This is a genomic window from Streptomyces sp. NPDC046716 (assembly GCF_040645755.1).
Lineage (GTDB): Bacteria > Actinomycetota > Actinomycetes > Streptomycetales > Streptomycetaceae > Streptomyces.
Genome location: NZ_JBEYYU010000009.1, coordinates 21,578 through 45,324, shown reverse-complemented (window position 1 = coordinate 45,324; position 23,747 = coordinate 21,578). Strand labels below are relative to the sequence as shown.

Below are 23,747 nucleotides of genomic sequence, written 5' to 3'. Positions count from 1 at the left end.
GGTACGGCTCACGCGTTGGACGTGAGCACGGGCAGATAGCCGCCGGACTGTCCGGCGGCCGTCGGGTGGTACGACTCGCCGATGTTGGTCCAGTTGACGCTGTGCAGCCAGGAGTCGCCGGAGCAGATCTCGTGCCCGGAGAACTTCGTGGTCACGTCGCCGAAGGTGAATCCGTGGTCGGCGGCGCGCTTGGCGGTGGTGGTGTTGAGCAGGTCGGCGGCGCTGTTAATGGCGGAGCGCTCGTTCTCGGACAGGCCCGTGACGCAGGTGCCGCTGAGCTTGTAGAAGCGGGGGTAGCCGATGACCACGACGTGGGCGGCCGGGGCCTTGGCGCGGATCGCGTCGTAGACCTTGTCGAGGGCGGCGGGCAGCGTCGAGGTGACGTACGCGCGGGCCGTGTTGATGCGGTTCAGGCACGTCGCCTCGGAGTTGAGGACGCAGGTGGTCATGACGTCGGCGAAGCCCGCGTCGTTGCCGCCGATGCTGATCGAGACGAGGCCGGTGCCGGCGCCGAGCGGGGCGAGCTGGCCGGAGAGGACATCACCCGTACGGGCACCCGAGCACGCGGTGAAGTTGAAGCTGGAGGGTGAATGGGCGGCCGCCCACAGGGCCGGGTAGGCCTTGGTGGAGCGCTTGCAGGCGCCGCTCTCGCTGGTGTAGCTGCCGGAGCCGACCCCCGAGGAGTAGGAGTCGCCGAGCGCCACATAGCCGGTGGCGGCGGCCTGCGCGTCCGTTGCCCCGGTGAGGGCGACGCCGGCCGCGAAGAGGAACGAAGTCATGAATGCCGTAAGTCGGAAACGTCTCATGGAACCTCCCTTAGCAGGATTTCTGCCACATCTGTGGTAGCACGCCACGGAGTTACCGGGAAGTACCCCTGACGGACCTTCACCGGCCGTTCAATTGCAGGTACATGTCAGGGTTATGACATACCCTCAGTTCGGCCGAGCTACGCCCGTAGATGCCTCGGACCGCTGAGCGGGTCCGGACGGAACGCCCGACTCCGACGGCTCGTACGCGCCACTGCTGACTGGCCGTCAATTCACAAGTGCGACAACGGCGTTCCCCGGCCGTGCCGTCCTGGAGCTCCTTGACGCCGCCCCGGCCGCTGCGCCACATTGAAGTCCGGCATCCGGCGCTTCAGGGGGCAAGTCGCCCATGCAGACCATAAGGATCAAGGCGGACCGCCCGCAGGGCAGAGACGCGCTGTACCTGCTCGCGGGGGCCGGCGCCGTCGCGGCGGGTGCGGGACTGGTGCTCGCGCTCACGCACACCGGCTCACCCCTGCGCGGACCGCTCACGCTCTTCTTCCTGCTGGCCGCGCCGGGCGCCGCGTTCGCGACGGCACTGCGCGGCCTCGACCCCGGGGTGCGCATCCTCGTCTCGGCCGCCGGCGCGGTCTGTGTCGTGATGCTGATCGCCCAGGGAATGCTCGCCACGCACCGCTGGTCCGTCGACGGCGGGGTCATCGCGGTGGGAGCGCTCACCGCGCTCGCGTTCCTGCTGCAACTCGCCTTCCGCAAAGGGAGACACAAACTCCATTAGTGGGGCACTCGTTCAACCAATGGACAGAACAGCCGAAAAGTGAGTGCTTGTTTCAGGTCTTGCCATACAGTCTCAATCATCAATACCGTCGTACATCCACCCGCATCGGTCCATCACGTACTGCGATCAAGGGGAGGGCTCACGATCGCGACGGGCCCGGCGCGGGGCGCGGTAGGGGGGTGCCGTGCTCGGTGATTCGCTTGTTCCTGAGGGGTGGGTCGTCGAGTCGCGTGCCGCGCGACCGGTCCAACCAACCGGTGTGCATTGCCAGCTCACCCGGCCCGTACGGAGAGCCGATCCGGCCTGGCCGTAAGTGAGAACCCCCCTTTCGAACCGGATACACAGCCGGACCGCCCGAGGGGCGGGCGGTCCACCGGACGAGAGGGACCAGACTCATGAGCAGTTCCGTGGTGCGCCCGGCCATGCCGGACGACGGGGCCACGCCCGACGACTTACCCGCCCAGTACCGGGCGATCTCCACGCACCTGGCCATCGCGCCACGGGTGAGCGTGGTCATTCCCGCCATGAACGAGGCGGAGAACCTGCCCTACGTCTTCAAGACGCTCCCGGGGTGGATCCACGAGGTCGTCCTCGTGGACGGCAACTCCACCGACGGGACGGTGGCGGTGGCCCGGGGGCTGCGGCCGGACGTGGTGGTCGTGCCGCAGCACGGCAAGGGCAAGGGGGATGCCCTGATCACCGGTTTCCACGCCTGCTCGGGCGACATCATCGTGATGGTCGACGCGGACGGCTCGGCGAACGGCCAGGAGATCGTCAGCTATGTGTCGGCGCTGGTGTCCGGGGCCGACTTCGCCAAGGGCTCCCGGTTCGCCAACGGCGGGGGCACGGACGACATGACGCCCGTGCGCAAGCTGGGCAACTGGGCGCTGTGCACGGCCGTGAACGCCAAGTTCGGCGCCCGCTACACCGACCTCTGCTACGGCTACAACGCGTTCTGGCGGCACTGCCTCGACGAGATCGACCTCGACTGCACCGGCTTCGAGGTGGAGACCCTGATGAACATCCGGGTCGTCAAGGCGGGCCTGAAGGTCCAGGAGATCCCGAGCCACGAGTACCTGCGCATCCACGGGGCGAGCAATCTGCGCGCCGTGCGGGACGGGATCCGGGTGCTGAGGGTGATCCTCAAGGAGCGGTCGAACCGGCGCGGCCTGCGCGTCAGGGCCGCCGCCCCGAAGGCCGGCCTCGCGCGGGGGGACCGGTCTTGACGGAGCCCCGGAACCCAGGGGCGGCGATCTCGGTCGTCGTCTGCGTGTACACCGAGGACCGCTGGAGCGACATCCTCGCCGCCGTCGACTCGGTCCGAGCACAGTCCCGCCCAGCTCTGGAGACACTGCTCGTCGTCGACCACCGTCCGGCGCTGCTCGACCGCCTCACCCGGGAGTACAAGGAGACACCCGGGGTCCGGGTCCTCGCCAACCGGGGGCCGCGCGGACTGTCCGCCGGGCGGAACACCGGGATCGCCGCCTCGTACGGGGAGATCATCGCGTTCCTCGACGACGACGCGGTCGCGGAGCGGGACTGGCTGCACTGGTTCGCCGACGGCTACGCCGACCCGGAGGTGCTGGCCGTCGGCGGGCGCACCGAGCCGATCTGGGCGTCGGGGCGCCGGCCCGTCTGGTTCCCCGAGGAGTTCGACTGGGTGGTGGGCTGCGCGTACAAGGGGCTGCCGCGCGGCCGGACCGCGGTGCGCAATGTGCTGGGCGGCAACGCCTCGTTCCGGCGGACCGCCTTCGACACCGTCGGCGGGTTCGCCACCGGCATCGGCCGCGACGGCGACAAGCGGCCGCTGGGCGGCGAGGAGACGGAACTGTGCATCCGGCTGTCCCGCGCACGGCCGGACGCGGTCCTGCTCCTCGACGACCGCGCGGTGATCCACCACCGCGTGCCGCCCGCGCGGGAACGGTTCGCCTACTTCCGTACGCGCACCTACGCCGAGGGCCTGTCGAAGGCCCTGGTCGCCCGAAGTGTCGGCGCTCAGAGAGGACTTGAGAGCGAGCGTGCCTACACGAGCCGGGTGCTCCCGGCCGGAGTGGCACGCGGTCTGCGCGACGCCGCGCTCGGCCGGGCCGGTGGCGCGAGACGCGCCGGGGCCATCGTCGCCGGAGTGGCGGCGGCGACCGGCGGCTACGTGCTCGGAAGTCTGCGGGCGCGGGGCGGGAGCGCCGGTTCGTTCACCGTCGCGGAGACCGGCCGGGACGACGACCTGGGGGAAGCGGCATGACCGAGCACGCACGGATGCCGGACGGGGTGCCCGTCCCGATCCTGATGTACCACTCGGTCGCCCGGGAGCCGAGCGAGGAGACGCGCACCCTCTCGGTCTCCCCCGGCCGGTTCGCGGAGCAGATGGAGATGCTCGCCGACCACCGCTGCACCCCGCTGACCACGGCCGAGCTGGCCGCGATCTGGCGCGGCGGCCGGGCGCTGCCCCGCCGGCCGGTCCTGATCACCTTCGACGACGGCTACGAGGGCGTGCACCGGCACGCCCTGCCCGTCCTCGCCCGGCACGGTTTCGCCGCCACCCTGTTCGTCTCGACGGGGTGGCTGCGGGGCGCGCACGACACCGGCGGCGGGCTCGACACGATGCTCGACTGGGACCAGGTGCGGGCCCTCGCCGGGCAGGGCGTGGAGATCGGCGGGCACAGCCATACGCATCCGCAGCTCGACCAACTCACCGACGGGAGGCTGGCGTTCGAGCTGCGCCACTGCAAGGACATCGTCGAGGGGGAGCTGGGCGCCGCGCCCGTCTCCTTCGCGTACCCGTACGGCCACTCCGACCGGCGGGTGCGCCGGGCCGTGCGCGCGGCGGGTTTCGCCCAGTCGCTCGCCGTCGGCAACGGACTGGCCAGACGCCGGCAGGGCCCGTACGCCCTGCAGCGCGTCACCGTGCGCCGCTCCACGGACGCCGCCGAGTTCGAGCGGCTGGTCGAGGGCCGCGCGATCGGCCGCACCTTCGCCACGGACCGTGCTCTGACCAAGGGGTACGCCGTGGTCCGCAGAGCCCGACAGGCCCGCCGGAAGGCAGCTCGTACCCGTGTCTGACACGACGACCACCACCGCCAAGGCCGGACCGACCACCACCGCCGAGCCGCAGGCGCCGCCCGGCCGCAGACTCAGGCTGCCCGGCCGGGGCGGGAGCAGGAAGGGCAGACCACACGGCATGGGGCCGGGGAACGGTGACCAGCTGTTCCGCAACGCCTATGCGCTGATGCTGAACACCGGCATCTCGGGCGTGCTCGGCGTCGGCTACTGGCTGGCCGCCGCGCACTACTACACGGCGGACGCGGTCGGTCAGGGCTCGGCCGCGATCGCGGCGATGAAGTTCCTCGCGGGACTCATGGCCGTGACGCTGACCGGGGCCCTGGCCCGCTTCATCCCGATCGCCGGGCGCGGCACGGGACGGCTCATCTTCCGTACGTACGCGGGCAGTGCGCTGGCGGTGGCGCTGGCCGCGCTGGTCTTCCTGCTCACCCTGGACGTGTGGGGGCCGTCGTACAGATTCCTGCACGGGCCGGTCAACGGCCTGGGGTTCGTCGCGGCCGTCGTCGCGTGGGCGCTGCTCACGTTGCAGGACGGGGTGCTCACCGGGCTGCGCAGCGCGCTGTGGGTGCCGGTGGGCAACACCGTGTTCTCGCTGGTGAAGCTCGGCCTGCTGGTCGCGTTCGCGGCGGCGCTCGCGACCACCGGGGTGTTCGTGTCCTGGGTCGTCGCGATCGCGTTCTCGGTGGTCCCGCTGGGCTGGCTGGTCTTCCGCCGACTGGTGCCCCGGCACATCGCGGCGACCGACGGCGGGGCGGATCCGCCGACGCTGCGGCAGATGGGCCGGTTCGTCGCGGGCGACTCCACCGGCTCGCTGTTCTCGCTGGCCGTCGTGTCCCTCGTGCCCGTCGTCATCGCCGCGCAGATCAGCTCCGCCGACAACGCGTACTTCTACATCGCCACCACGATCAGCGGCACGGTCAATCTGCTGGCCATCAACATGGGCGCCTCGCTGACGGTGGAGGGCTCGCACGACCCGGCGCGGCTCGCCGCCAACACCCGTGCGGCGCTCGGCCGGATGGCCCGCATCATGATCCCGGTCTGCACGCTGCTGTTCGTCCTCGCTCCGTACGTCCTCCATGTCTTCGGCGCGGCCTACGCGGACGCGGCGACGCCGCTGCTGCGCTGGTGCGCCGTGGGCGCCGCCCTGCGGGTGGTCATGGAGACGTACTTCGCCGTGCTGCGGGCGCAGAGCCGGACCGCCGGACTCGCCTGGTTGCAGGGCCTGTTGTGCGTGCTGGTGCTCGGCCTGACGTTGCTGCTGCTGCCGCGGATGGGGCTGACCGGCGCGGGCGTCGCGGAGTTCTGCTCGCTCGCGGTGATCATGACGATCGCCGGGCCGAAGCTGTGGCGCGTGGTGCGCGCGGCGCCCGCGGCGGCGCCCTCCGACAGCGTGGCGCCCGACGGCGACCTCGCCGATCTCGGGATGCCGGCGGCACCGGCCCGTGCGACGGGCAGGCGGGACCCCAAGCAGGCGCTGCGCGGCGCGATGGACTCGGACACGCTGCAACTCGCGGTGCAGCTCAACCTGGACCACCAGGAGCGGCGGCCCGATGTGCGCCCGGGCCCGGTGCCCCCGCCGCGCGGGCCGTCCACCGCGCACCGGCCGTCCTGGGCGGCCGGAACCAGGTCACCGGACGCGGAGGAGGCGTCGGCCCCGCAGGCGTCCGGCGACGAAGCCGACGCGGACGGGCCGGGGGCGCCGGGCGGCCCGGGCACGGTGCCCCAGCGGCCCGCCGCCCCGGCGCCGGAGGCCCCGGCGAAGCCGCCGCGGGTCCGTCTCACCCCGTCCGTGACCGTCCTCGCGCTGCTGCTGGTCGCCGGGCTCGGCCTGTACTGGGGTCCGGTCCTCGGCATGAGCGACGCCGATCTCGACGGCATGGGCGGGCTCGGCCTGATCTCGGCCCTCTCCCCCGTGACGCTGTTCGGCGGCGCGCTGCTCATCGGCGTCTTCGCGTCGCTGCTGTGGCTCGAACGCCCGCACACCTGGCTGCTGTGGGCGACCCTGCTCGCCACCGTGGTGTCGCTGCACGCGCTGCCCGCGGTCATCGAGACGGAGCCGCGCTTCGCGACCGCCTGGCAGCATCTGGGCTTCCTGGACCACATCGACCGCACGGGTTCGGCGGTGCCGGACCTCGACGCCCGCTGGAGCTGGCCCGGCTTCTTCGCCGCGGCCGCCTTCGTCGCCAAGGCGTGCGGGGTCAGCGATCTCGGCGAGGTCGTGCGCTGGTGGCCGGTGACGCTCCAACTGCTCTTCCTGGCACCGATGTTCCTGCTGCTGCGTTCGGTGCGGGCGAGCTGGAAGGCCAAGTGGACCGGCCTGTGGATCTTCGTGCTGAGCGGCTGGGTCGGCCAGGACTACTTCTCGCCGCAGGGCTTCACGTATCTGCTCTATCTGATGTTCGTGGCGATCCTGCTGGTCTGGTTCCGGGCGCCCCGGATGCTGCGGACCGGGCACCGCCCCGGCGAGGCGGAGGCCGAGCCGCTGGACCGCCGCCGGCGCGCCGTGCTGCTCGTCGTGCTGATCGCGCTGTTCGCCGCGACGGTCCCCGCGCACCAGCTGACGCCGTTCATGATGCTGGCGGTGCTCGCCGTCCTGGTCCTGGCCCGCCGGTCCGAACTGCGCGGGCTGCCGCTGCTGTTCGGGGTGGTCGTCGCCGTCTGGCTGGGCTTCTTCGCGGAGCCGTACTGGTCGGGGCACTTCGACGACCTGTTCGGCGGGATCGGCGGGGTGGGCGGCAATGTCTCGTCCTCGGTCTCCGGCCGGATCCAGGGCGGCGGTTCGACCCACAAGCTGGTGCTGTACACCCGGGTGCTGCTTGCGGGCGGCGTCCTGGCGTTCGCCTGCTTCGGCTGGTGGCGGCGGCACGACTGGAAGTACCGCGAGCGCTCGCTGCTCGTGCTGACCTTCGTGCCGTTCCTCGGCTTCGGCATGCAGTCGTACGGCGGTGAGATGGCGCTGCGGGTCTTCCTGTTCGCGCTGCCGGGCGCCGCGCTCCTGTCGGGCCTCGCGCTCTTCCCGCGGACCGGCGTCACCGAGAAGGAACGCGACAGGGACCGGATCACCCTGGCTCCGCTCGCGGCGCTGCTGGCGGGTCTGCTGCTGTTCGGCGGCTTCCTCGTGGCCCGCTGGGGCAACGAACCGTTCGAACGGGTCAGGACCGGCGAGGTCGCGGCGATGGACTACGTCTACGCCCATGACCGGCCCACCGTGCGGCTGCTGTGGTTGAGCGACGACACCGTCGACAACGTCACCCCCTCGCTGCCGTGGGGCGCGCGCGACATGGAGAGGGTCCAGTACGTGCCGACGCTCGCGCCCGCCGACCCGGTCCTGGTCGGCGGTCTCGTCAAGGCGCTCAAGGACGCGGGCCCGAACTCGTATCTGATGATCAACAAGAGTCAGGTCGTGTATCTGCGCCTCGATGCCGGCTACTCCCCGGCGTGGTCCGCCCGGCTGACACAGAACCTGGACCGGCGTACGGAGCTGGTGAAGGCCTACGTCAACGACGACGCGACCCTGTACCGGCTGCGCACACCGCCGTCCGGCGCGGTCGAGCGGGCGGATCCGGGCCCGGCCGGCCCGCTGATCACCTGGACCCCGTGGTCGGTGGTGGGCGCGCTGGCCGCCCTGATCCTGATCGTGCTGCTCACGGCGCGTGAGGTGGTCCGGGTGGCGACGCCGCCGAGCGTGCGGCGGCTGCGTCTGCTGCAGAGCACGTTCTGGTTCTCGCTGCCGCTGCTCGCGGTGGTGCTGGCGGCGCTGGTCGAGCGGTTCCTCACGATGGGTCCGCACTGACGGGAGGCGCCGGCACCGTTTCCTCCGGTGCCGGTGCCTCCTACCGCATCAGCGCTTCAGCGCTTCAGCCACTTCACCTCGTAGCCCTGCATCTCGAACCGTCTGCCGTCGACCTTCGCGCTGATGGTCCGGTTCAGGGTGTTCACGACGAGCGCGGCCTTGTCGTCGGCGAGGACCCGCACGTGGGGGGCGTCGTCGTGAGCCACGGAGACCGGGGTGAACTCCGTGTCCGGGCCGAACTCCTCGTTGAACCGCGACACGAGCCCGTACATGGGCAGCGCTCCCCCGCCGCCGGCCCTGTCCGTGGGCCGCCACAGGCAGCCGGCGCAGGCGCGGCCCCTCTCGTCCTCGGGGTTCCAGTAGAACCCGGAGGTCGCGCCGCCCTTGGCCAGGGCGATCAGGGCGGCGGCCTGCACGGCGACGCGGTGCGCCTCGCTCCAGCCGTCGCGCTCGTCCCTGTTGTCGGCGGGCTCCACGTAGTACTCGGCCCACCACAGCGGCAGATCACCGGTCGCCCGCTCGATCCAGGCGCTGACGGCCGTGAACTTGTCGGTGGCCGCGAACTCGTCGGGCAGCATCTCGTCGTCGTTCGTGTAGCTCGATCCGTCGACGACGACGAAGTCCGCGCCCGCCTTGTGCTCGTTCCAGTAGTCGAAGGCGTCGACGACCCGCTGGTCCATGCGGCCCCACGGCCCCCCGACGGCGTCCGACGCTCCGTGGGTCTGCCGCGGGTCGACGCTGTCCATCACCAGATAGGGGCCGCCGACATTGATGCCCTTGTCGACCTTCTTCAGGGCGTCGTGGACGAGGTTGTAGAGCTTCGTGTAGCCCTCGTAGTCCCAGCGGCCCTTCCCGTCGCTCCAGAAACCCTTGAACTCGTTCCACACGATGAAGTGGCGTACGTCCGGATAGCGCTTGGCGACCGTCGCGGCCAGGTTCGCGAAGTCCTGGTAGTGGTCCGGGTCGGGGGCCTTCTCCAGGTTCCGCTGACTCCAGTTCGTGTTGTCGACGCCCGCGTCGCCGCCCTTCATCCAGTCGGGCGCGCAGCACAGCGTGAGCACGGGGGTGCCGCCGGACGCGCGGATGAAGTCGATGCGGCGGTCCAGCGCGTCGAAGTCGTAACGCCCTTTCAACGGCTCGGGGTTGTCCGCGCCCCAGCCCATGATCGCCTGGTTCTGCGGCATCGGCCGCTCACCGAGCAGCTTCTCCGCGCGGATGACGGCGCTCCGCGCGCCCTCGTCGGCCGAGTGCTGGGTGTGCGTGAAGCCCCAGCCGACCGTGGGGCCCTCCTGCAGGGGCGGGTTGGCCGGTGTGCCGTGGACCTTGTCGCCGTCGGGCGAGGTGCCGGCGGTGCTGACCCTGCTGTCGGGGAGTGTGCTGAGCACCGTCAGGGCCAGGGCCAGTGCGACCATGGCCACGCCGAGCGCGGCGATCAGCCGCCATCGCCGCACCCCCGAATTCCACCCATGACGTCTCATCAAGGACAAGGGTAACCAGGGGAGTTGAGGAACCGACAGGGTCCGCCGGCACCGCCTCGTCACGGCGGCCGAGGTGACGGGCGCACCGTGCGGCACAGGTGACGCGCTGCGGAAATACCGTGCGTCCGGCCTCCGCTTGCCGGATCATGGCGGCATGTCTGCGAACCCATTCGACGCGCTGCCGGTCCGGTTGGGCGTCGACGACAGCGACTCGCCCTCCGATGTCGTCGACGCGCTGTTCCTCGGCCGCTTCGCCACGGGCGAGCAGCCGCACTCGCACGCGGTCAACATCGACCGGGTCCGGTCCGGCGCCACGCTGCTGCCGCCGGACGCCCGCATCCTGCGCTCCGCGCGCGACGACGACCGCAGTGCGACGCTCGCCGAGGGGGACGGCTGGACGCTGCTGATCTCCCGGTGGAACCGGGGCGCCGACGTCACGGTCACGGCGACCACCACCGAGCTGGCGGCGAAGATCCTCGGGCAGGCCACGGACGGCGCCGCCGACGAGCCCGAACCCCAGCCGGAGAACGTGACGATGGGGTTCTGGTACGTCTCGCCGCGGCGCGGACCGCACCGCACGACCCGGCAGATCTCGGCGGGTACGTGGGAGGAGGTCCGTCCCAACTACACGGCGCCGGTCGCCGAGGCGATGGACGGCCTCATGAAGACGCGGCCCGAGGACATCGCGGGCCGGCTGCTGCTGCTCCACGGGCCGCCCGGCACGGGCAAGACCTCGGCGCTGCGGACGCTGGCCCGGTCGTGGCGGGACTGGTGCCAGGTGGACTGCGTCCTGGACCCGGAGCGGCTCTTCTCCGACGTCGGCTATCTCATGGACATCGCGATCGGCGAGGACGACGGTACGGCGAAGGGGCGTTGGCGGCTGCTTCTGCTCGAGGACTGCGACGAGCTGATCCGGGGCGAGGCGAAGCACACCGCCGGGCAGGCGCTGTCCCGGCTGCTGAACCTCACGGACGGGCTGCTCGGGCAGGGCAGGAACGTTCTGGTGGGCGTGACCACCAACGAGGACCTGGAGCGGCTGCATCCCGCCGTGGTCCGGCCCGGCCGCTGTCTCGCCCGGATCGAGGTGGGCCCGATGACGCATCGTGAGTCGGTGGCGTGGCTCGGCACCGAGGAGGGGGTCGGGCGCGAGGGCTCGACTCTGGCGGAGCTCTACGCCCTCCGCCGCGGCATCTCTCCGACTTCGGTGCCGGATCAGCGGGGCGGGGCCGATGCGGGGCTGTATTTGTAGGGGGCGCGGTGGGGTGCCGGCTGCGTAGGGTGCGCGGTCGGGTCCCGGTTCCGTCGTGGCTGGTCGCGCAGTTCCCCGCGCCCCTGGGTCGTTCGTCACCCGCGGCCCGGTGGCCTCTTCTCGCGCAGTTCCCCGCGCCCCTGAGGCAGGCGCTTCGCGCCGCCTTCCCTTCAGAGGCTGCGGCTTCGCCGCGCCTCTCTGCCGAGGTGCCGCACGGGGTGCGCCTCTCTGGATGAGATGGCGCACGAAGTGCGCATCTCAGGGGCGCGGGGAACTGCGCGACCAGCCACGACGAGAGGCGCGCGGGGAACTGCGCGAGAAGAGGCCACCGGGCCGCAGCCGAACGGCCAGCCCAACCAGCCGTCAGCCGGCGGAATAAGCGGCCCGCACCGCATCCCGGGCAGCAGCAAGCGCGGCGTCCTCCGAGAGGCCGAGCCGACGGACGCGCTCGGCGTAGACCTGCGCGGCACCGGCCGCCTCCCGAGAAGCCGCATCCCGAGCGGAAGCGACGAACGTGCCGTTGCGCCCCCGCGTCTCGATCACCCCGTCCGCCTCCAGCGCCCGATACGCCTTGGCCACGGTATTGGCGGCAAGCCCCAACTCCTCGGCGAGCCCCCGCACCGTGGGCAACTTGTACCCGACGGGCAGCGTCCCGCCCCGGGCCTGCTCGGAGATCTGCGCCCGCACCTGCTCGTAGGGGGCCGCGCTGTCGTCAATCCGGATCTTCAGGGTCACGGCCCGATTCTCCCGCAGGCCCGGAAAATGAGAGGCACCCGGGCACGACCGGCGCGTAGCGTGCCACGCCATGACCTTGATCGTCCGTACCCTGCGGCCCGATTCCCCGTCCGACGCGGAAGGATTCGCCCGGGTCCGCCGCGCCTGCGTGCCGGCGATGCTCGCGACCCCCGACTCCATCGCGCATCAAGCGGCCCGCACCCATCCCGACGCCCACTACCGCCAGCTGATCGCGGTGGCGGACGACGGAACGGTGATCGGCACGGCGCAGGTCGGCATCGCGCACGACAGCCCGCGGCCGGGCCAGGGCTACGCGAACGTCTACGTCCACCCGGACCACGAGAACCGGGGCGCGGGCAGCCTGATCCTGCGCACGGCCGAGGAGCATCTCGCGCGGCACGGCGCCCGCGAGGTGTTCTGCTGGGCGCTCGACGGCGACCGCAATCTGGCGTGGGCGGCGGCGCGCGGCTACCGGCCCAGCCGCAGCGCCCACTTCCTGCGCTTGGACCTCACCCCCGCCGACGCGCTGCCGCCCCGCGGCCCGGTCCCGCCCGGCGTGGAGCTGCGCACCGCCGCCGACTTCGCGGCGGATCCGCGCCCCCTGTTCGCCCTCGACGCGGAGACGGCGGCCGACGAGCCGAGTGACATCGCCACCGAACTCACCGACTACGAGCAGTGGCTGGCGGACGTCTGGCACCATCCGCTGCTCGACCACGGGCTGACGTCGGTCGCCGTGGTGGACGGCCGGCCCGCCGCGTTCACCCTCGCCCACACCGACGGCGACGGCCGCTACTCGTCGGGCATGACCGGCACGGCCCGCGACCACCGCGGCCGGGGCCTCGCCAAGCTGGTCAAGAACGACTCGCTGCACCGTGCCCGGGAGGCCGGGATCACGGTGGCGTACACGGGCAACGACGCCGGAAACGAGCCGATGCTCGCGATCAACACCTGGTTCGGCTACACGTTCGACGCGAAGGAGATCCGCCATGTCCGCACCTTCGACGCCTGAGGTGGTGCACGTGCGCCTGGTCAAGGCCGGGCGGACGAAGATCAGGTACCCGGCGGCGCTGCTGCGCGACGACGGCACGCACGCGGTGGTCCGCGCCGACTGGGCCACCGACGGCGTACGGGACTTCGGCTTCGTGCGGTTCGTGCCCGGCGACGTCCTCACCGAGCACTACTGGCGGGACCGCTGGTACGCGGTCAAGGAGGTGCGGACCGGCGACGGCGTCCTGAAGGGCTGGTACTGCGACATCGCCCGCCCGGTGGTCCGCGGCGAGGACGGCGATCTCCTCTCCGAGGACCTCGATCTGGACCTGTGGGTCTCGGCGGACGGCTCCGAGGTGATCCGGCTGGACGAGGACGAGTTCGCCGACAGCGGTCTCGCCGAGCGGGACCCGGCCGCCGCGCGGGAGGCGACCCGGGCGCTCGACGCTCTCGAACTCCTCGCCCGCCAGGGCGCGTTCCCCGCGCTGCTCAGCTGAGGGCGACCACCGCGTACCGCTCGTCGCGCACCGGCCCGCCCCACAGTCGCGCATCCTGCGACAGGGGGGTGTGCCGCACCTCGCGGACGAGCGGTGCGAGGGTGTCCAGGATCCGGTGCGCCGGGATGCCCACCGGGTTCAGCTCGCCCCACACCCCCTCGATCAGCACCAGCCGTCCCGCGGGCCGCAGCAGGGTCAGCCAGTGCCGCAGGACGTCCTCGGGGCCGGGCAGCGTCCACAGCACGTGCCGGACGAGCACCACGTCGTAGGCGCCCGGCCGCACCGGCGGCTCCGCCGCGCTCCCGAGGTGGAACTCGGCTTCCCGGTCCGCCAGTTTGCGCCGGGCCCGCTCCAGCATGCGCGGGGCGCTGTCGATCCCCGTGACCCGGTGGCCCCGCTCGGCCGCGAGCAGCGAGAGGCTGCCGGTGCCGCAGCCGAGGTCGAGCACCGCGGACGCCGAAGCGGGCAGCCAGTCGTCGAGGCGGGCCGCCCAGGCCGCCCGCACGACGGGGTCCCGCAGCCCGTGGTCCGGCTCGTCGTCGAACGTGGCCGCCGCGTCGTCCCACGTACCGCTCGTGCTCACGCGTGCTCCTTCGTGTCCGTGGTCGTGTCCTTCAGGTCGGCGTCGTCCCGGGTCACCTGCGGTCCGGCCACCTCTTCGCCCCGGGCGCGGGCTGCGGCGCGGGCTCCCACACGAGTTCACCGGCGAAGGGCACGCCCACGTACCGCAGGGACGCTCCCACCGGTGTGCCGTTCTCCAGCGCGTCGGCGACCTCGGTCAGCAGCTCCGTGTACGAGGACCAGCGGTCCGCGAAACGGGTGCCCGCGCCACTGAAGAAGTCGCCGTCGAGCAGTCCGTCCTCGCCGTCCTCGCTGCCGTCGTCCCAGAGGTCGAGACACATCCGGGCCCCGTCGAGCAGCTCCGCGAGCGACATGGGCTGATCGGCGCCGGGAAAGGCGAACGCGCCCGGGCCCGACGCCGGGCCGCAGCGTGGCGTACGTCACAGGCGCGTGTGCGCTCAGCCATGCCTCGATGCGCCCCCAGGGCTCCGGGGCGGGAGGGGCCGTGCTCACGGGTATCTCGCTCATGTCCCGCATCAGACCACGCGGCACTGACAACGGAGCTGCCCAGGGACTGCCGCCAGGGGGCGCCCGCCCGCTCCTTCCGTGACAACCGCCACTGACAAATGCGCTTCGATGAGCGACGCTCCGGGAACAGGTCTACAACGGCACCACGTTGGAGACCGTGTAGGTACAGGAGGCACCCATGCGCCGAGTGACCATGCACAAGCCCGTCGGGCAGAGCGCCATCGCCCGCCGACTGCGGGAAGAGGCTGTCGAACGGCAGCGGGAGCGGCCCGAAGTGCGCAAGGACGTGCGCAAGACGTGGTGGCCGGACGAGTAGGCCCGGCCGATGACGCTCAGAGCCGCTTGCGGTAGTGAATGCGGTCGTAGGGCCCGTCGACGCGGCGCTCCATGACCTCGTATCCGTAGCGCGGATAGATCTCCTGGTTCTCCCGCATCAACGCGTGCGTGTAGAGCCGGACTTCGGGCAGACCGAGGGCGCGCGCGTGCTCGTCGACGAAGCCGAGCAGGCGGCGGCCCACTCCTCGCCCGTGGGCGTCGGGGTGGACCGCGATGCTGTCCAGGAACAGATGACCGGCCCTGGCCTCCACCACCACGAGCCCGATGACGTCCGGGTCCCCGATGACGTGCACCAGGCCCGCCGCGACGTTCGCCGCGTGGTCGGCCTCCATCGGCTGCGGGGCGAGGCCGATGCGGGCGATGTAGGGGCGGTACGCGGCGTCGGTGACGGCCTTGACCGCGGGTACGTCGGCGGCGACGGCCGGGCGGACGCGGAGCCCCGGATCCGCCTTGCGTGCTTCTTCGTTCATGTCTCCTTGTCTACGCCACTGCCCCGCCCCCCGCACCAGCGGGTTCCCGGCGGGGCCGCGCTGTTTCTGATCCCCGGCTGAGCCCGGCCTTAAGGGGGCCATAAAGATCGTCCCGGCGCCCTCGGAAGGGCCGATCGGGCCGGTTTCGCGGGCTAACTTCCTTGGCACACCCCCACGTCGGACAAGACCGAGGAGCCCCCATGCCCACACGCCGCAAGCTGACCGCGCTCACCGCCGTCGCCTCGGGCGCCACCGCCCTGGCCGCCTTCTCCGCGACGCCCGCCGCCGCGCACGGCACGCTCGGCGACCCGGTCAGCCGGGTCGCGGCCTGCTACGCGGAGGGCGCCGAGAACCCCACCTCCGCCGCGTGCAAGGCGGCGGTCGCGGCGGGCGGTTCGCAGGCCCTCTACGACTGGAACGGCATCCGGATCGGCGACGCGGGCGGGCAGCACCAGGCGAAGATCCCCGACGGCAAGCTGTGTTCGGCGAACTCCGAGGAGTTCAAGGGCATGGACCTGGCGCGGGACGACTGGCCCGCGACGAAGGTCTCGGCGGGCTCGTACACCTTCAAGTACAAGGTGACCGCCCAGCACAAGGGCACCTTCAACCTCTATGTGACGAAGCAGGGTTACGACGCGTCGAAGCCGCTGGCCTGGTCCGACCTGGACCTGGAACACCCGGTCGCGACGAAGACGGACCCGACGGCCGAGGGCGGCTACTACACGTTCTCCGGCACGCTGCCCGAGCGCACGGGCCGCCAGCTGGTCTACGGCATCTGGCAGCGCTCGGACAGCCCGGAGGCGTTCTACTCCTGCTCGGACGTGACGTACGGCGGCAGTTCCGGGTCCACGGGCGCGGCGGCGGCCCCGGCGGCCTCCGCCCCCTCCGACGAGCAGATCGCCGAGGACGCCGACAAGTCGACGGTGGACCACAGCGGTATGGACATGGGTGACGACGACACCGCCACCTCGCACGAGGACCACGGTTCGGCGTCCCCCTCGACGGAGGCGGCCGCGGCGTCGACCGACGGCAACACCCCGTCCACCGACGGCAGTTCGGAGCGGCTCGCGGAGACCGGTGGCGACGCGTCCACCTCGTACATCGCGATCGGCGGCGCCGCCGCCCTGACGATCGGCGCGGCGGGCCTGTTCGCCTCGGTGCGGCGTCGCGCGGTGGCGGGCGGCGGGCGGCACGGCCGCTGACCCTCCCCTTTTCCGTACGCCCCGGCAGGCCTGGCAGCCTGCCGGGGCGTCGGCGTGCCGTCCCACATCACCAGATCGGCCTGACCGGACCGCCCGGCGCGATGGCCAGCAACTGAGCGGTCAGCGCCCGCACCTGCTCCTCGCCGAACCGCTCCACCCAGGGCAGCACGGCCTCCCCGGCGGCCTCCTCGGCGGCCCGGGTGCAGGCCCGGCCGCGCTCGGTGAGCACCAGGAGGCGGGCCCGCGCGTCCTGGGGGTGCGGCCGCCGCTCCACGTACCCCTTGCGCACCATCTCGTCGACGAGCTGACTCGCGGCCTGTTTGGTCACGCCGAGATGGGCGGCGAGTTCGGTGGCGGTGGCGTCCCCCGCGGACAGCCGCGAGAACGCGAAGCCGTGCACGGGGCGCAGCCCGTCGAACCCTCTGGCGACGACGCCCTCGTGCAGGCGTTGCGTCAGGTCGCCCGCGGCGGCGATCAGGGCGGCGGGCAGGGCGAGGGCTTCGGTCTTCTGCACCCTCGCATTGAAACACCCTTGACGAGATGGTCAAGCAGCCTGACCATATAGCCGGATAGTCAAGCTGCTTGACTACATGAGGAGGAGACATGCCCGTAGTCCGCGCGTCGGAGGCCGTCGTCCACGAACTGCACGGCGCCCGCTTCGTTTCGTACGCCACCCCCCGCACCGGCAGCGAACACCTGGCGGCCTGGCGGGGCGAGATACCGGCCGGCACCCGGGCGCCGGCCCACACGGTGACCCACGAGGAGGTGCTGTATCTGCTCGCGGGGACGCTGCGACTGACCCTCGACGGCGAGATCCACACCGTCGTCGCCGGTGACGCGGTGATCGTGAACGCGGGCGCGACGCTCGCGGTGGAGAACCCCACGGACACCACGGCGACGACATGGGTGACGACATCGGTGGGCCTGGAGGCGGAACTGGCAGACGGGACACGGATCACGCCGCCCTGGGCGCACTAGGGCCTGTCTTCACACTCCCCTCGTCGCCCGAAGGGCGGCCCTGCGGCGTCTGGTGCGTGCTCTCGTCGTGCCGGGTGCAGGGCCTCGTACTGGACGTACTCGGCCTTGTGCCCGGTGCGGCGAGAGGACGTGCCAGGCGTCGCGGGGCAGAGGGGAGTGTGAAGACAGGCCCTAGCCCCTCAGTACGAGTTCGCCGACCGTCTCGCCGTCACTGGCCTCCCCGGTCGGCCGGAAGCCGAGGCCGAGGTAGAAGTCCTCGGGGCCGTCCGGGCCGGGGTGCCAGGTGACGAACAGGCGGGTGCCGCCGCGGCGGCGCATCTCGGCGGCCACGGCCTCGACGGCGAAGCGACCGTAGCCCCGGCCCTGCTCGCCCTCCGCGATGTTCAGCCGCCACAGGCCCGAGCGGTGGTCGGCGCCGTCGCCGGTCCAGTCGACGTCGAAGAAGGCCATCAGGAACCCGACGGTCCGCTCCCCGTCGACGATCAGCCGGGGCCAGGCCACGCCGGGATGCACGTACGCCTCGGCCAGCGACTTCACCACCGGCGCCACCAGATGCTCCTGGTCCGGCCGCACCCGCACACCGAGAGCGGCGTCGAGATTGCCGGGGGTGATGTCGCGGAGTCGCAGGTCGCTCGCCATGGGAGCCACCTTAGGTTCCCCTCTCGGATGCGATCAAATGTTCGAACACTGAGCTAGAGTGACCGAAGTTATCGAACGCGAGTACGATTGAAGCGTCGGACAGAAGCGGCAAAGGGGGCGAAGCGATGGAGGTGTGACATGACGGGCTTCGCTCACCTGCATGTCGCATCCGGCTATTCGATGCGCTACGGCGCCTCCCACCCCGAGCAGCTGGCACACCAGGCGGCGCAGCGCGGCATGTCGGCGCTGGCGCTGACCGACCGGGACACGGTCACCGGCGCTGTTCGATTCGCGGAGGCGTGCGCCGCGGAGGGGATCCGGCCGGTCTTCGGGATCGACCTCGCCGTGGAGGCGCTCGCGCCCCCGCCCCCCGCACAGCGCCGCCGCACACCGGCCCGCGGCGGCGCGCACGTGCTCGAGCCGCCGCTGCGGGTCGTCCTGCTGGCGGAGGACCGGGCCGGCTGGGCCCGGCTGTGCCGGATCACGTCGGCCGCCCACGCCCGCGCCGCGACCACCCCGTCGGGGATGCCGGTCGTGCCGTGGGAGGCGCTGCGTGAGCACGGCGGCCCCGGCCTGACGGTGCTGCTCGGCCCCCTCTCCGAGCCGGTCCGGGCGCTGACCGTGGGCCGGGAGGACGTCGCGCGGAAGCTCCTGGCCCCGTGGCGGGAGGTCTTCGGGCGGGGAGTGCGACTGGAGGCGGTAGCGCAGAAACGTTTCAGCACGGATGCGGGATCCCTGCGCCTGGCCGCCCGCACCCTGACCCTGGCCGACCGCACCGGCACCACGGCCGTCCTCACCAACGCGGTGCGCTACGCCGACCCCGGCCAGCACCGCATCGCCGATGTGCTGGACGCCGCGCGGCTGCTGCGCCCCGTCGACCGGCGCCGTCTCGACAGCGGACAGCGCTGGCTCAAGGACGAGGCGGCCATGGCGGGCGTCGCGCGCATGATCGCCGAGTGCGCCGGGGACGGACCCCGGCGGGCCGAGCGGCTGCTGGCGGACACCGCGGCCACCGCGGCGGCCTGCACGGTGGACCCCGCGGCCGACCTCGGCCTGCGCTCCCGCAAGCTCCCGGAGCCCGAGCTGTTCGGTGCCTCGCCCCGGAACGGCGGCGCGGCCCGGCTGCTGCGCGAGCGGTCCGAGGCCGGTCTGGCCCGGCGCGGTCTGGAGCGCGACCCGGCCGCCCTGAAGCGTCTGGACGAGGAGCTCGCCGTGATCTCGCGGCTGGACTACGACGCGTACTTCCTCGCCATCGGGCAGGTCGTGGCCGACATCCGCGCGAAGGGGATCCGGGTCGCCGCGCGCGGCTCGGGCGCCGGTTCGATGGTCTGTCACGCGCTGGGGATCGCCACGGCCAATCCGCTGGAGCACCGGCTGCTGTTCGAACGTTTCCTGAGCGTGCGCCGGGCCTCGCTGCCGGACATCGACCTCGACGTGGAGTCCGCGCGGCGCCTGGAGTGCTACGACGTGATCTTCGAGCGGTTCGGGAAGGAGCGGGTGGCGGTCACCGCGATGCCGGAGACCTACCGGGCGCGCCGGGCACTGCGCGACGTCGGGCTCGCCCTGGGCATCGAACCGGCGGAGGTCGACAGGATCGCCAAGAGCTTCCCGCACCTGCGCGCGTCCGACATCACCGGCGCCCTCGCCGAACTGCCGGAACTGCGCGGGCTCGCGGCCGAGGCGCACCGGTACGGGCCGCTGTGGGAGCTGGCCGAGGGGCTCGACTCCCTGGTCCACGGCATGGCCATGCACCCCTGCGGTGTGGTCATCAGCGACGCGACGCTCCTGGACCGGCTGCCGGTGCAGCCGACGCCGCAGGGCGACTACCCCATGGCGATGGCGGCGAAGGAGGAGATCGAGGCGCTGGGCAACATCAAGCTGGACGTCCTGGGCGTGCGAATGCAGTCCGCGATGGCCCACGCCGTCGCGGAGATCGAGCGGACCACCGGCGACCGCGTCGACCTGGACGACCAGGAGCAGGTGCCGCTCGACGACGTGTTCGCGTTCAAGCTCATCCAGGAGAGCCGGACCCTGGGCCTGTTCCAGCTGGAGTCCCCCGGCCAGCAGGACCTGCTGTCGCGGCTCCAGCCCCGCGATCCGCAGGACGTCATCGCCGACATCAGCCTCTTCCGGCCCGGGCCGGTCGCCGGCGGGATGCCCGAGCGGTACATCGCCGCCCGGCACGGCGGCACCCCCGAGTACGCCCACCCGGATCTGGAGCCCGTGCTCGCGGACACCTACGGCGTGACGATCTGGCACGAGCAGATCATCGAGACCCTGTCGGTGCTGACGGGCTGCGACCGTGCCATGGCGGAGATCGCCCGGCGCGCGCTCGGGGACAAGGAGCGGCTGCCCCGGATCCGGGACTGGTTCCACCGCACGGCGCGGGCGCGCGGCTACAGCGCAGAGGTCCGCGAGGAGGTCTGGAGGACCGTCGAGGCGTTCGGCGCCTACGGCTTCTGCCGGGCGCACGCGGTCGCGTTCGCCGTGCCCGCCCTGCAGAGCGCCTGGCTCAAGGCGCACTTCCCCGCGTATCTGCTGGCGGGGCTGCTCGAACACGATCCCGGCATGTGGCCCAAGCGGGTCCTGGTCGCCGACGCCCGCCGGGGCGGTGTGCCGGTGCTGCCGGTCGACATCAACCGCTCGCGCGTGCGGCACGTCGTCGAGGAGGCCGACGGGGAGCGGTGGGGGGTGCGGCTCGCGCTGTCCGAGGTGCGCGGCATCAGCGAGGAGGAGGCCGCCCGGATCGAGGAGGGGCAGCCCTACGGTTCGCTGTCGGACTTCTGGCAGCGGGGCCGCCCGAGCCGGCCGACCGCCGAGCGGCTCGCCGAGATCGGCGCCCTGGGCCCGCTGCACGACGGCCGGCTCACCCGCCGCGACCTGCTCCTGCAAATCGCCGAACTGCACCGGCAGTCCCGTACCCGGTCCGCGGGCGAGGGCCAGCTCCCCTTCGACACCGGCGCGGTGGGCGGCCAGGACCCCAGCGGGCTGCCGGACCTGACGTCCCGGGAGACCATGAGCGCCGAGCTGAACACCCTCGGCCTCGACGTCTCCAAGCATCTGATGGAGCATCACCACCGGCTGCTGCGGGAGATCGGGGCGACCGACGCGGCGCATCTGGCCGGTCTGCGCGCCGGGCAGCAGGTGCTCGTCGCCGGGGTCCGGGCCTCCACCCAGACGCCGCCGATCGCCAGCGGCAAGCGGATCATCTTCGTCACCCTGGAGGACGGCGCGGGACTGGTCGACCTGGCGTTCTTCGAGGACTCCCACCCGGCCTGCGCGCACACCGTCTTCCACAGCGGGCTGCTCCTGGTGCGCGGCACGGTCCAGGTGCGCGGCACCCGCCGCACCGTGGTCGGCACCATGGCCTGGGACCTGGACGAGATCGCCGCGGCCCGCCGGGACGACGGCCCCGAGGCCGCGCTCGCCCTGCTCGGCGCCGACCGTCCGCATCCGACGCCCGCCCAGCCGCGCCGCACCCTCGCCAACGGCACCACGGGCGCCCGTCTGCACCCGTACGCCGATCTGCAGCCCGCGGGCAGCCGGTCGGCGGATCTGAAGAAGTTCGGCCACAGGAGTCCGGGGAGCGCGGGATGACCACACGACGGCGGCACATCGCCCATCTCCACCTGCATGCGCGGCTGACCGAGGAGCAGTTCGAAAAAATAATCGAACTGATGTCCGGCATCACGCCGCACGTCCAGGCCGTCCCGCCCGACGCCGTCCAGCTGGACCTGACGTCGGCGCTCCGCTACTTCGACATGTCCCCCTACGACGCGGTCCAGATGGCGATGATGCGACTGAAGGCCCTCTACGGCATCGAGAGCAGCGCCGGGCTCGCGGGCAACCGGATGCTGGCGGCGATGGCGGCCGACGCCTCCGCTCCGGGAGCCACCACCTGGGTGCCCGCCGAGCGGGCCGCCCAGTGGCTCGCGCCGCGTCCGGCAGCCGCCCTGCCCGGCATCGGCCGCAGCACGGCGGCGACGCTCGGCACGTACGGCCTGCACACCATCGGGCAGATCGCGGAGCTGCCGCCCGCGACCCTGCAACGCCTCCTCGGGACCGCGCAGGCACGGCTGCTGGCCGAGCGCGCCCGCGGCCACGACCCGCGCCCGGTCGTCGCGGCCGAGCCCGCCGAGCAGCTGAGCGTCGATCACGTCCTGGACCGCGACTGTCTCGACCCGGCCGAGCAGCACCGCGCCGTCCTGGGCCTCGCCGATCTGCTCGGTCAGCGGCTGCGCGGCCGGGGGCAGGCCGCCGGACGGCTCACCCTCACCGTGCGGTACGCGGACCGCAGCTCCACCACGCGCACCCGCGCCCTGCCGGAGTCCACCGGCCACTCACCGGCCCTCGCCGGGACCGCGCTCGCGCTGCTGGCCGGTCTCGGGCTGCAACGCGCGCGCGTGCGCGCCTTCACCGTCCGCGCCGACGACCTCCGCCCGGCCGGTGCGGCGCACCGTCAGCTCTCGCTCGACCCGGGGGCCGACCGGGCCCGCGCCGTGGAGGCCGCCGCGGACAGGGCCCGCCGCCGCTTCGGTCCCGGCGCGGTGCGGCCGGGCACCCTCGCGGGGGCCGGGCCGTCGGTCACTGGTTGCTGAACGCAGCGTCGAAGGAGGCCTCGGGCAGCGGCCACAGCGCGGCCTTGATGCGCTCGACGGCCTCGGCCGCGCCGTGCAGGCGGTCCATGCCGGCGTCCTCCCACTCGACGGAGATCGGCCCGTCGTAGCCGATCGCGGCGAGGGCCCGGAAGGCGTCCTCCCAGGGCACGTCGCCGTGGCCCACGGAGACGAAGTCCCAGCGGCGGCGCGGGTCGCCCCACGGCAGGTGGGAGCCGAGGATGCCGGACCGGCCGGTCTGCGGGCGGACCCGGGTGTCCTTGCAGTCGACGTGGTAGATGCGGTCGGCGAAGTCGGTGATGAAGCCGACGGTGTCGACGCCCTGCCAGAGCATGTGCGAGGGGTCCCAGTTGAAGCCGAAGGCGGGCCGCCGGCCGATGGCCTCCAGGGTCCGCACGCTGGTCCAGTGGTCGTAGGCGATCTCTGAGGGGTGGACCTCGTGGGCGAAGCGCACGCCCTCGGCGTCGAAGACGTCCAGGATCGGGTTCCAGCGCCGGGCGAAGTCCTCGTAGCCGTCGTCGATGACGGACTGCGGGACCGGCGGGAACATGGCGACGTACTTCCAGATCTTCGATCCGGTGAAGCCGACGACGGTGTCGGCGCCGAGGCGGCGGGCCACGCGGGCGGCGCGCTTCATGTCCTCGGCGGCCCGCTGCCGCACGCCCTCCTCGTCGCCGTCGCCCCACACCGAGGGGCGCAGGATCGCCTGGTGGCGGAAGTCGATGGGGTCGTCGCAGACGGCCTGGCCGCCCAGGTGGTGGGAGATCGCCCAGACCTTCAGCCCGTACCGGTCGAGGACGGCCTGCTTGGCGGGGAGGTAGTCGGGGTCCTCCTCGGCGCGGGCCAGGTCCAGGTGGTCGCCCGAGGCCGCGATCTCCAGACCGTCGTACCCCCACTCGCTCGCCAGCCGGGCGACCTCCTCGAAGGGCATGTCGGCCCATTGTCCGGTGAACAGCGTGACCGGTCGGCGGGCCGGCGCGTGCTGGGTCATGGGGTGCCTCCTTGGCTCTGTTGGCGACTTTAGCTTAGTTTGAACAAAACTATCGGCCAAGGATCTCTTCCGGGCCGTACCTTTT

General features: G+C 72.4%; 22 protein-coding genes. 13 read left to right on the top strand and 9 right to left on the bottom strand.

Annotation, left to right across the window (positions count from 1 at the left end; translation table 11 throughout):
- Positions 1 to 8: 8 nt before the first annotated feature.
- Positions 9 to 806, bottom strand: a complete 798-nt coding sequence (locus ABZ930_RS09375) for an SGNH/GDSL hydrolase family protein (RefSeq protein ID WP_361544092.1) — start codon at positions 804 to 806, stop codon at positions 9 to 11.
- 349 nt (positions 807 to 1,155) lie between these two features.
- Between ABZ930_RS09375 and ABZ930_RS09370 the strand changes: the two genes are divergently transcribed.
- The 5 genes from ABZ930_RS09370 (at position 1,156) to ABZ930_RS09350 (ending at position 8,395) form a co-directional block, all read left to right on the top strand.
- Complete coding sequence (locus tag ABZ930_RS09370) at positions 1,156 to 1,542, top strand: hypothetical protein (protein WP_361544089.1); 387 nt, start codon at positions 1,156 to 1,158, stop codon at positions 1,540 to 1,542.
- A gap of 422 nt (positions 1,543 to 1,964) precedes the next feature.
- Positions 1,965 to 2,768 (top strand): glycosyltransferase family 2 protein, encoded by an 804-nt coding sequence (locus tag ABZ930_RS09365; protein WP_361544460.1) that lies wholly within the window; start codon positions 1,965 to 1,967, stop codon positions 2,766 to 2,768.
- Positions 2,765 to 3,784 carry a glycosyltransferase family 2 protein gene (locus tag ABZ930_RS09360; protein ID WP_361544086.1) on the top strand — a complete coding sequence of 340 codons (1,020 nt, stop codon included), beginning with the start codon at positions 2,765 to 2,767 and terminating at the stop codon, positions 3,782 to 3,784. Before ABZ930_RS09365 ends, ABZ930_RS09360 begins: the two co-directional genes overlap by 4 nt.
- Positions 3,781 to 4,602: a polysaccharide deacetylase family protein gene (locus tag ABZ930_RS09355; RefSeq protein WP_361544083.1), complete on the top strand. Its 822-nt coding sequence runs from the start codon at positions 3,781 to 3,783 to the stop codon at positions 4,600 to 4,602. The genes ABZ930_RS09360 and ABZ930_RS09355 overlap by 4 nt, the downstream gene beginning before the upstream one ends.
- Positions 4,595 to 8,395 carry a lipopolysaccharide biosynthesis protein gene (locus ABZ930_RS09350; RefSeq protein ID WP_361544080.1) on the top strand — a complete coding sequence of 1,267 codons (3,801 nt, stop codon included), beginning with the start codon at positions 4,595 to 4,597 and terminating at the stop codon, positions 8,393 to 8,395. Before ABZ930_RS09355 ends, ABZ930_RS09350 begins: the two co-directional genes overlap by 8 nt.
- A gap of 56 nt (positions 8,396 to 8,451) precedes the next feature.
- Here the strand turns inward: ABZ930_RS09350 and ABZ930_RS09345 are convergent, their stop codons facing one another.
- Positions 8,452 to 9,873 carry a xylan 1,4-beta-xylosidase gene (locus ABZ930_RS09345; protein ID WP_361544077.1) on the bottom strand — a complete coding sequence of 474 codons (1,422 nt, stop codon included), beginning with the start codon at positions 9,871 to 9,873 and terminating at the stop codon, positions 8,452 to 8,454.
- 154 nt (positions 9,874 to 10,027) lie between these two features.
- On the opposite strand from ABZ930_RS09345, the gene ABZ930_RS09340 reads away from it, so the two are divergent.
- Positions 10,028 to 11,122 carry a DUF5925 domain-containing protein gene (locus ABZ930_RS09340; protein ID WP_361544074.1) on the top strand — a complete coding sequence of 365 codons (1,095 nt, stop codon included), beginning with the start codon at positions 10,028 to 10,030 and terminating at the stop codon, positions 11,120 to 11,122.
- 363 nt (positions 11,123 to 11,485) lie between these two features.
- Here the strand turns inward: ABZ930_RS09340 and ABZ930_RS09335 are convergent, their stop codons facing one another.
- A complete protein-coding gene (locus ABZ930_RS09335) occupies positions 11,486 to 11,857 on the bottom strand; it encodes a GntR family transcriptional regulator (RefSeq protein ID WP_361544071.1) in 372 nt (123 codons plus the stop codon).
- A gap of 70 nt (positions 11,858 to 11,927) precedes the next feature.
- Between ABZ930_RS09335 and ABZ930_RS09330 the strand changes: the two genes are divergently transcribed.
- Together ABZ930_RS09330 and ABZ930_RS09325 are read left to right on the top strand one after the other, a co-directional pair.
- Entirely contained in the window at positions 11,928 to 12,866 is a 939-nt protein-coding gene (locus ABZ930_RS09330; protein ID WP_361544068.1) for a GNAT family N-acetyltransferase, read from the top strand.
- The gene (locus tag ABZ930_RS09325) at positions 12,844 to 13,341 is read left to right on the top strand and encodes a DUF402 domain-containing protein (protein ID WP_361544065.1); all 498 of its coding nucleotides are present in this window, start codon (positions 12,844 to 12,846) and stop codon (positions 13,339 to 13,341) included. Before ABZ930_RS09330 ends, ABZ930_RS09325 begins: the two co-directional genes overlap by 23 nt.
- On the opposite strand, the gene ABZ930_RS09320 is transcribed toward ABZ930_RS09325, so the two are convergent.
- Together ABZ930_RS09320 and ABZ930_RS09315 are read right to left on the bottom strand one after the other, a co-directional pair.
- Positions 13,334 to 13,924, bottom strand: coding sequence for a class I SAM-dependent methyltransferase (locus ABZ930_RS09320; RefSeq protein WP_361544062.1), 591 nt, complete (start codon positions 13,922 to 13,924; stop codon positions 13,334 to 13,336). The two genes, ABZ930_RS09325 and ABZ930_RS09320, sit on opposite strands and share 8 nt — an antisense overlap.
- Positions 13,925 to 13,976: 52 nt before the next feature.
- Positions 13,977 to 14,276 carry a hypothetical protein gene (locus tag ABZ930_RS09315; RefSeq protein ID WP_361544059.1) on the bottom strand — a complete coding sequence of 100 codons (300 nt, stop codon included), beginning with the start codon at positions 14,274 to 14,276 and terminating at the stop codon, positions 13,977 to 13,979.
- A 332-nt stretch (positions 14,277 to 14,608) separates the two neighbouring features.
- Here ABZ930_RS09315 and ABZ930_RS09310 point away from each other — a divergent pair, with 332 nt between their 5' ends.
- Positions 14,609 to 14,746, top strand: coding sequence for a hypothetical protein (locus ABZ930_RS09310; protein WP_361544056.1), 138 nt, complete (start codon positions 14,609 to 14,611; stop codon positions 14,744 to 14,746).
- Positions 14,747 to 14,762: 16 nt separating this feature from the next.
- On the opposite strand, the gene ABZ930_RS09305 is transcribed toward ABZ930_RS09310, so the two are convergent.
- The gene (locus tag ABZ930_RS09305) at positions 14,763 to 15,236 is read right to left on the bottom strand and encodes a GNAT family N-acetyltransferase (RefSeq protein WP_361544053.1); all 474 of its coding nucleotides are present in this window, start codon (positions 15,234 to 15,236) and stop codon (positions 14,763 to 14,765) included.
- Between the two features lie 200 nt (positions 15,237 to 15,436).
- Between ABZ930_RS09305 and ABZ930_RS09300 the strand changes: the two genes are divergently transcribed.
- A complete protein-coding gene (locus tag ABZ930_RS09300) occupies positions 15,437 to 16,438 on the top strand; it encodes a lytic polysaccharide monooxygenase (RefSeq protein ID WP_361544050.1) in 1,002 nt (333 codons plus the stop codon).
- A gap of 67 nt (positions 16,439 to 16,505) precedes the next feature.
- Here the strand turns inward: ABZ930_RS09300 and ABZ930_RS09295 are convergent, their stop codons facing one another.
- The gene (locus tag ABZ930_RS09295) at positions 16,506 to 16,952 is read right to left on the bottom strand and encodes a MarR family winged helix-turn-helix transcriptional regulator (protein WP_361544047.1); all 447 of its coding nucleotides are present in this window, start codon (positions 16,950 to 16,952) and stop codon (positions 16,506 to 16,508) included.
- Between the two features lie 89 nt (positions 16,953 to 17,041).
- Between ABZ930_RS09295 and ABZ930_RS09290 the strand changes: the two genes are divergently transcribed.
- Positions 17,042 to 17,416: a cupin domain-containing protein gene (locus ABZ930_RS09290; protein ID WP_361544044.1), complete on the top strand. Its 375-nt coding sequence runs from the start codon at positions 17,042 to 17,044 to the stop codon at positions 17,414 to 17,416.
- 171 nt (positions 17,417 to 17,587) lie between these two features.
- Here ABZ930_RS09290 and ABZ930_RS09285 read toward each other — a convergent pair whose 3' ends face one another.
- Positions 17,588 to 18,055 carry a GNAT family N-acetyltransferase gene (locus tag ABZ930_RS09285; RefSeq protein ID WP_361544041.1) on the bottom strand — a complete coding sequence of 156 codons (468 nt, stop codon included), beginning with the start codon at positions 18,053 to 18,055 and terminating at the stop codon, positions 17,588 to 17,590.
- A gap of 138 nt (positions 18,056 to 18,193) precedes the next feature.
- Here ABZ930_RS09285 and dnaE point away from each other — a divergent pair, with 138 nt between their 5' ends.
- Both dnaE and ABZ930_RS09275 read left to right on the top strand, forming a co-directional pair.
- Complete coding sequence (dnaE, locus tag ABZ930_RS09280; RefSeq protein WP_361544038.1) at positions 18,194 to 21,652, top strand: DNA polymerase III subunit alpha; 3,459 nt, start codon at positions 18,194 to 18,196, stop codon at positions 21,650 to 21,652.
- Positions 21,649 to 22,653, top strand: a complete 1,005-nt coding sequence (locus ABZ930_RS09275; protein WP_361544035.1) for an ImpB/MucB/SamB family protein — start codon at positions 21,649 to 21,651, stop codon at positions 22,651 to 22,653. The genes dnaE and ABZ930_RS09275 overlap by 4 nt, the downstream gene beginning before the upstream one ends.
- Here the strand turns inward: ABZ930_RS09275 and ABZ930_RS09270 are convergent.
- A complete protein-coding gene (locus ABZ930_RS09270) occupies positions 22,640 to 23,662 on the bottom strand; it encodes a sugar phosphate isomerase/epimerase (RefSeq protein ID WP_361544032.1) in 1,023 nt (340 codons plus the stop codon). The two genes, ABZ930_RS09275 and ABZ930_RS09270, sit on opposite strands and share 14 nt — an antisense overlap.
- Positions 23,663 to 23,747 lie beyond the last annotated feature (85 nt).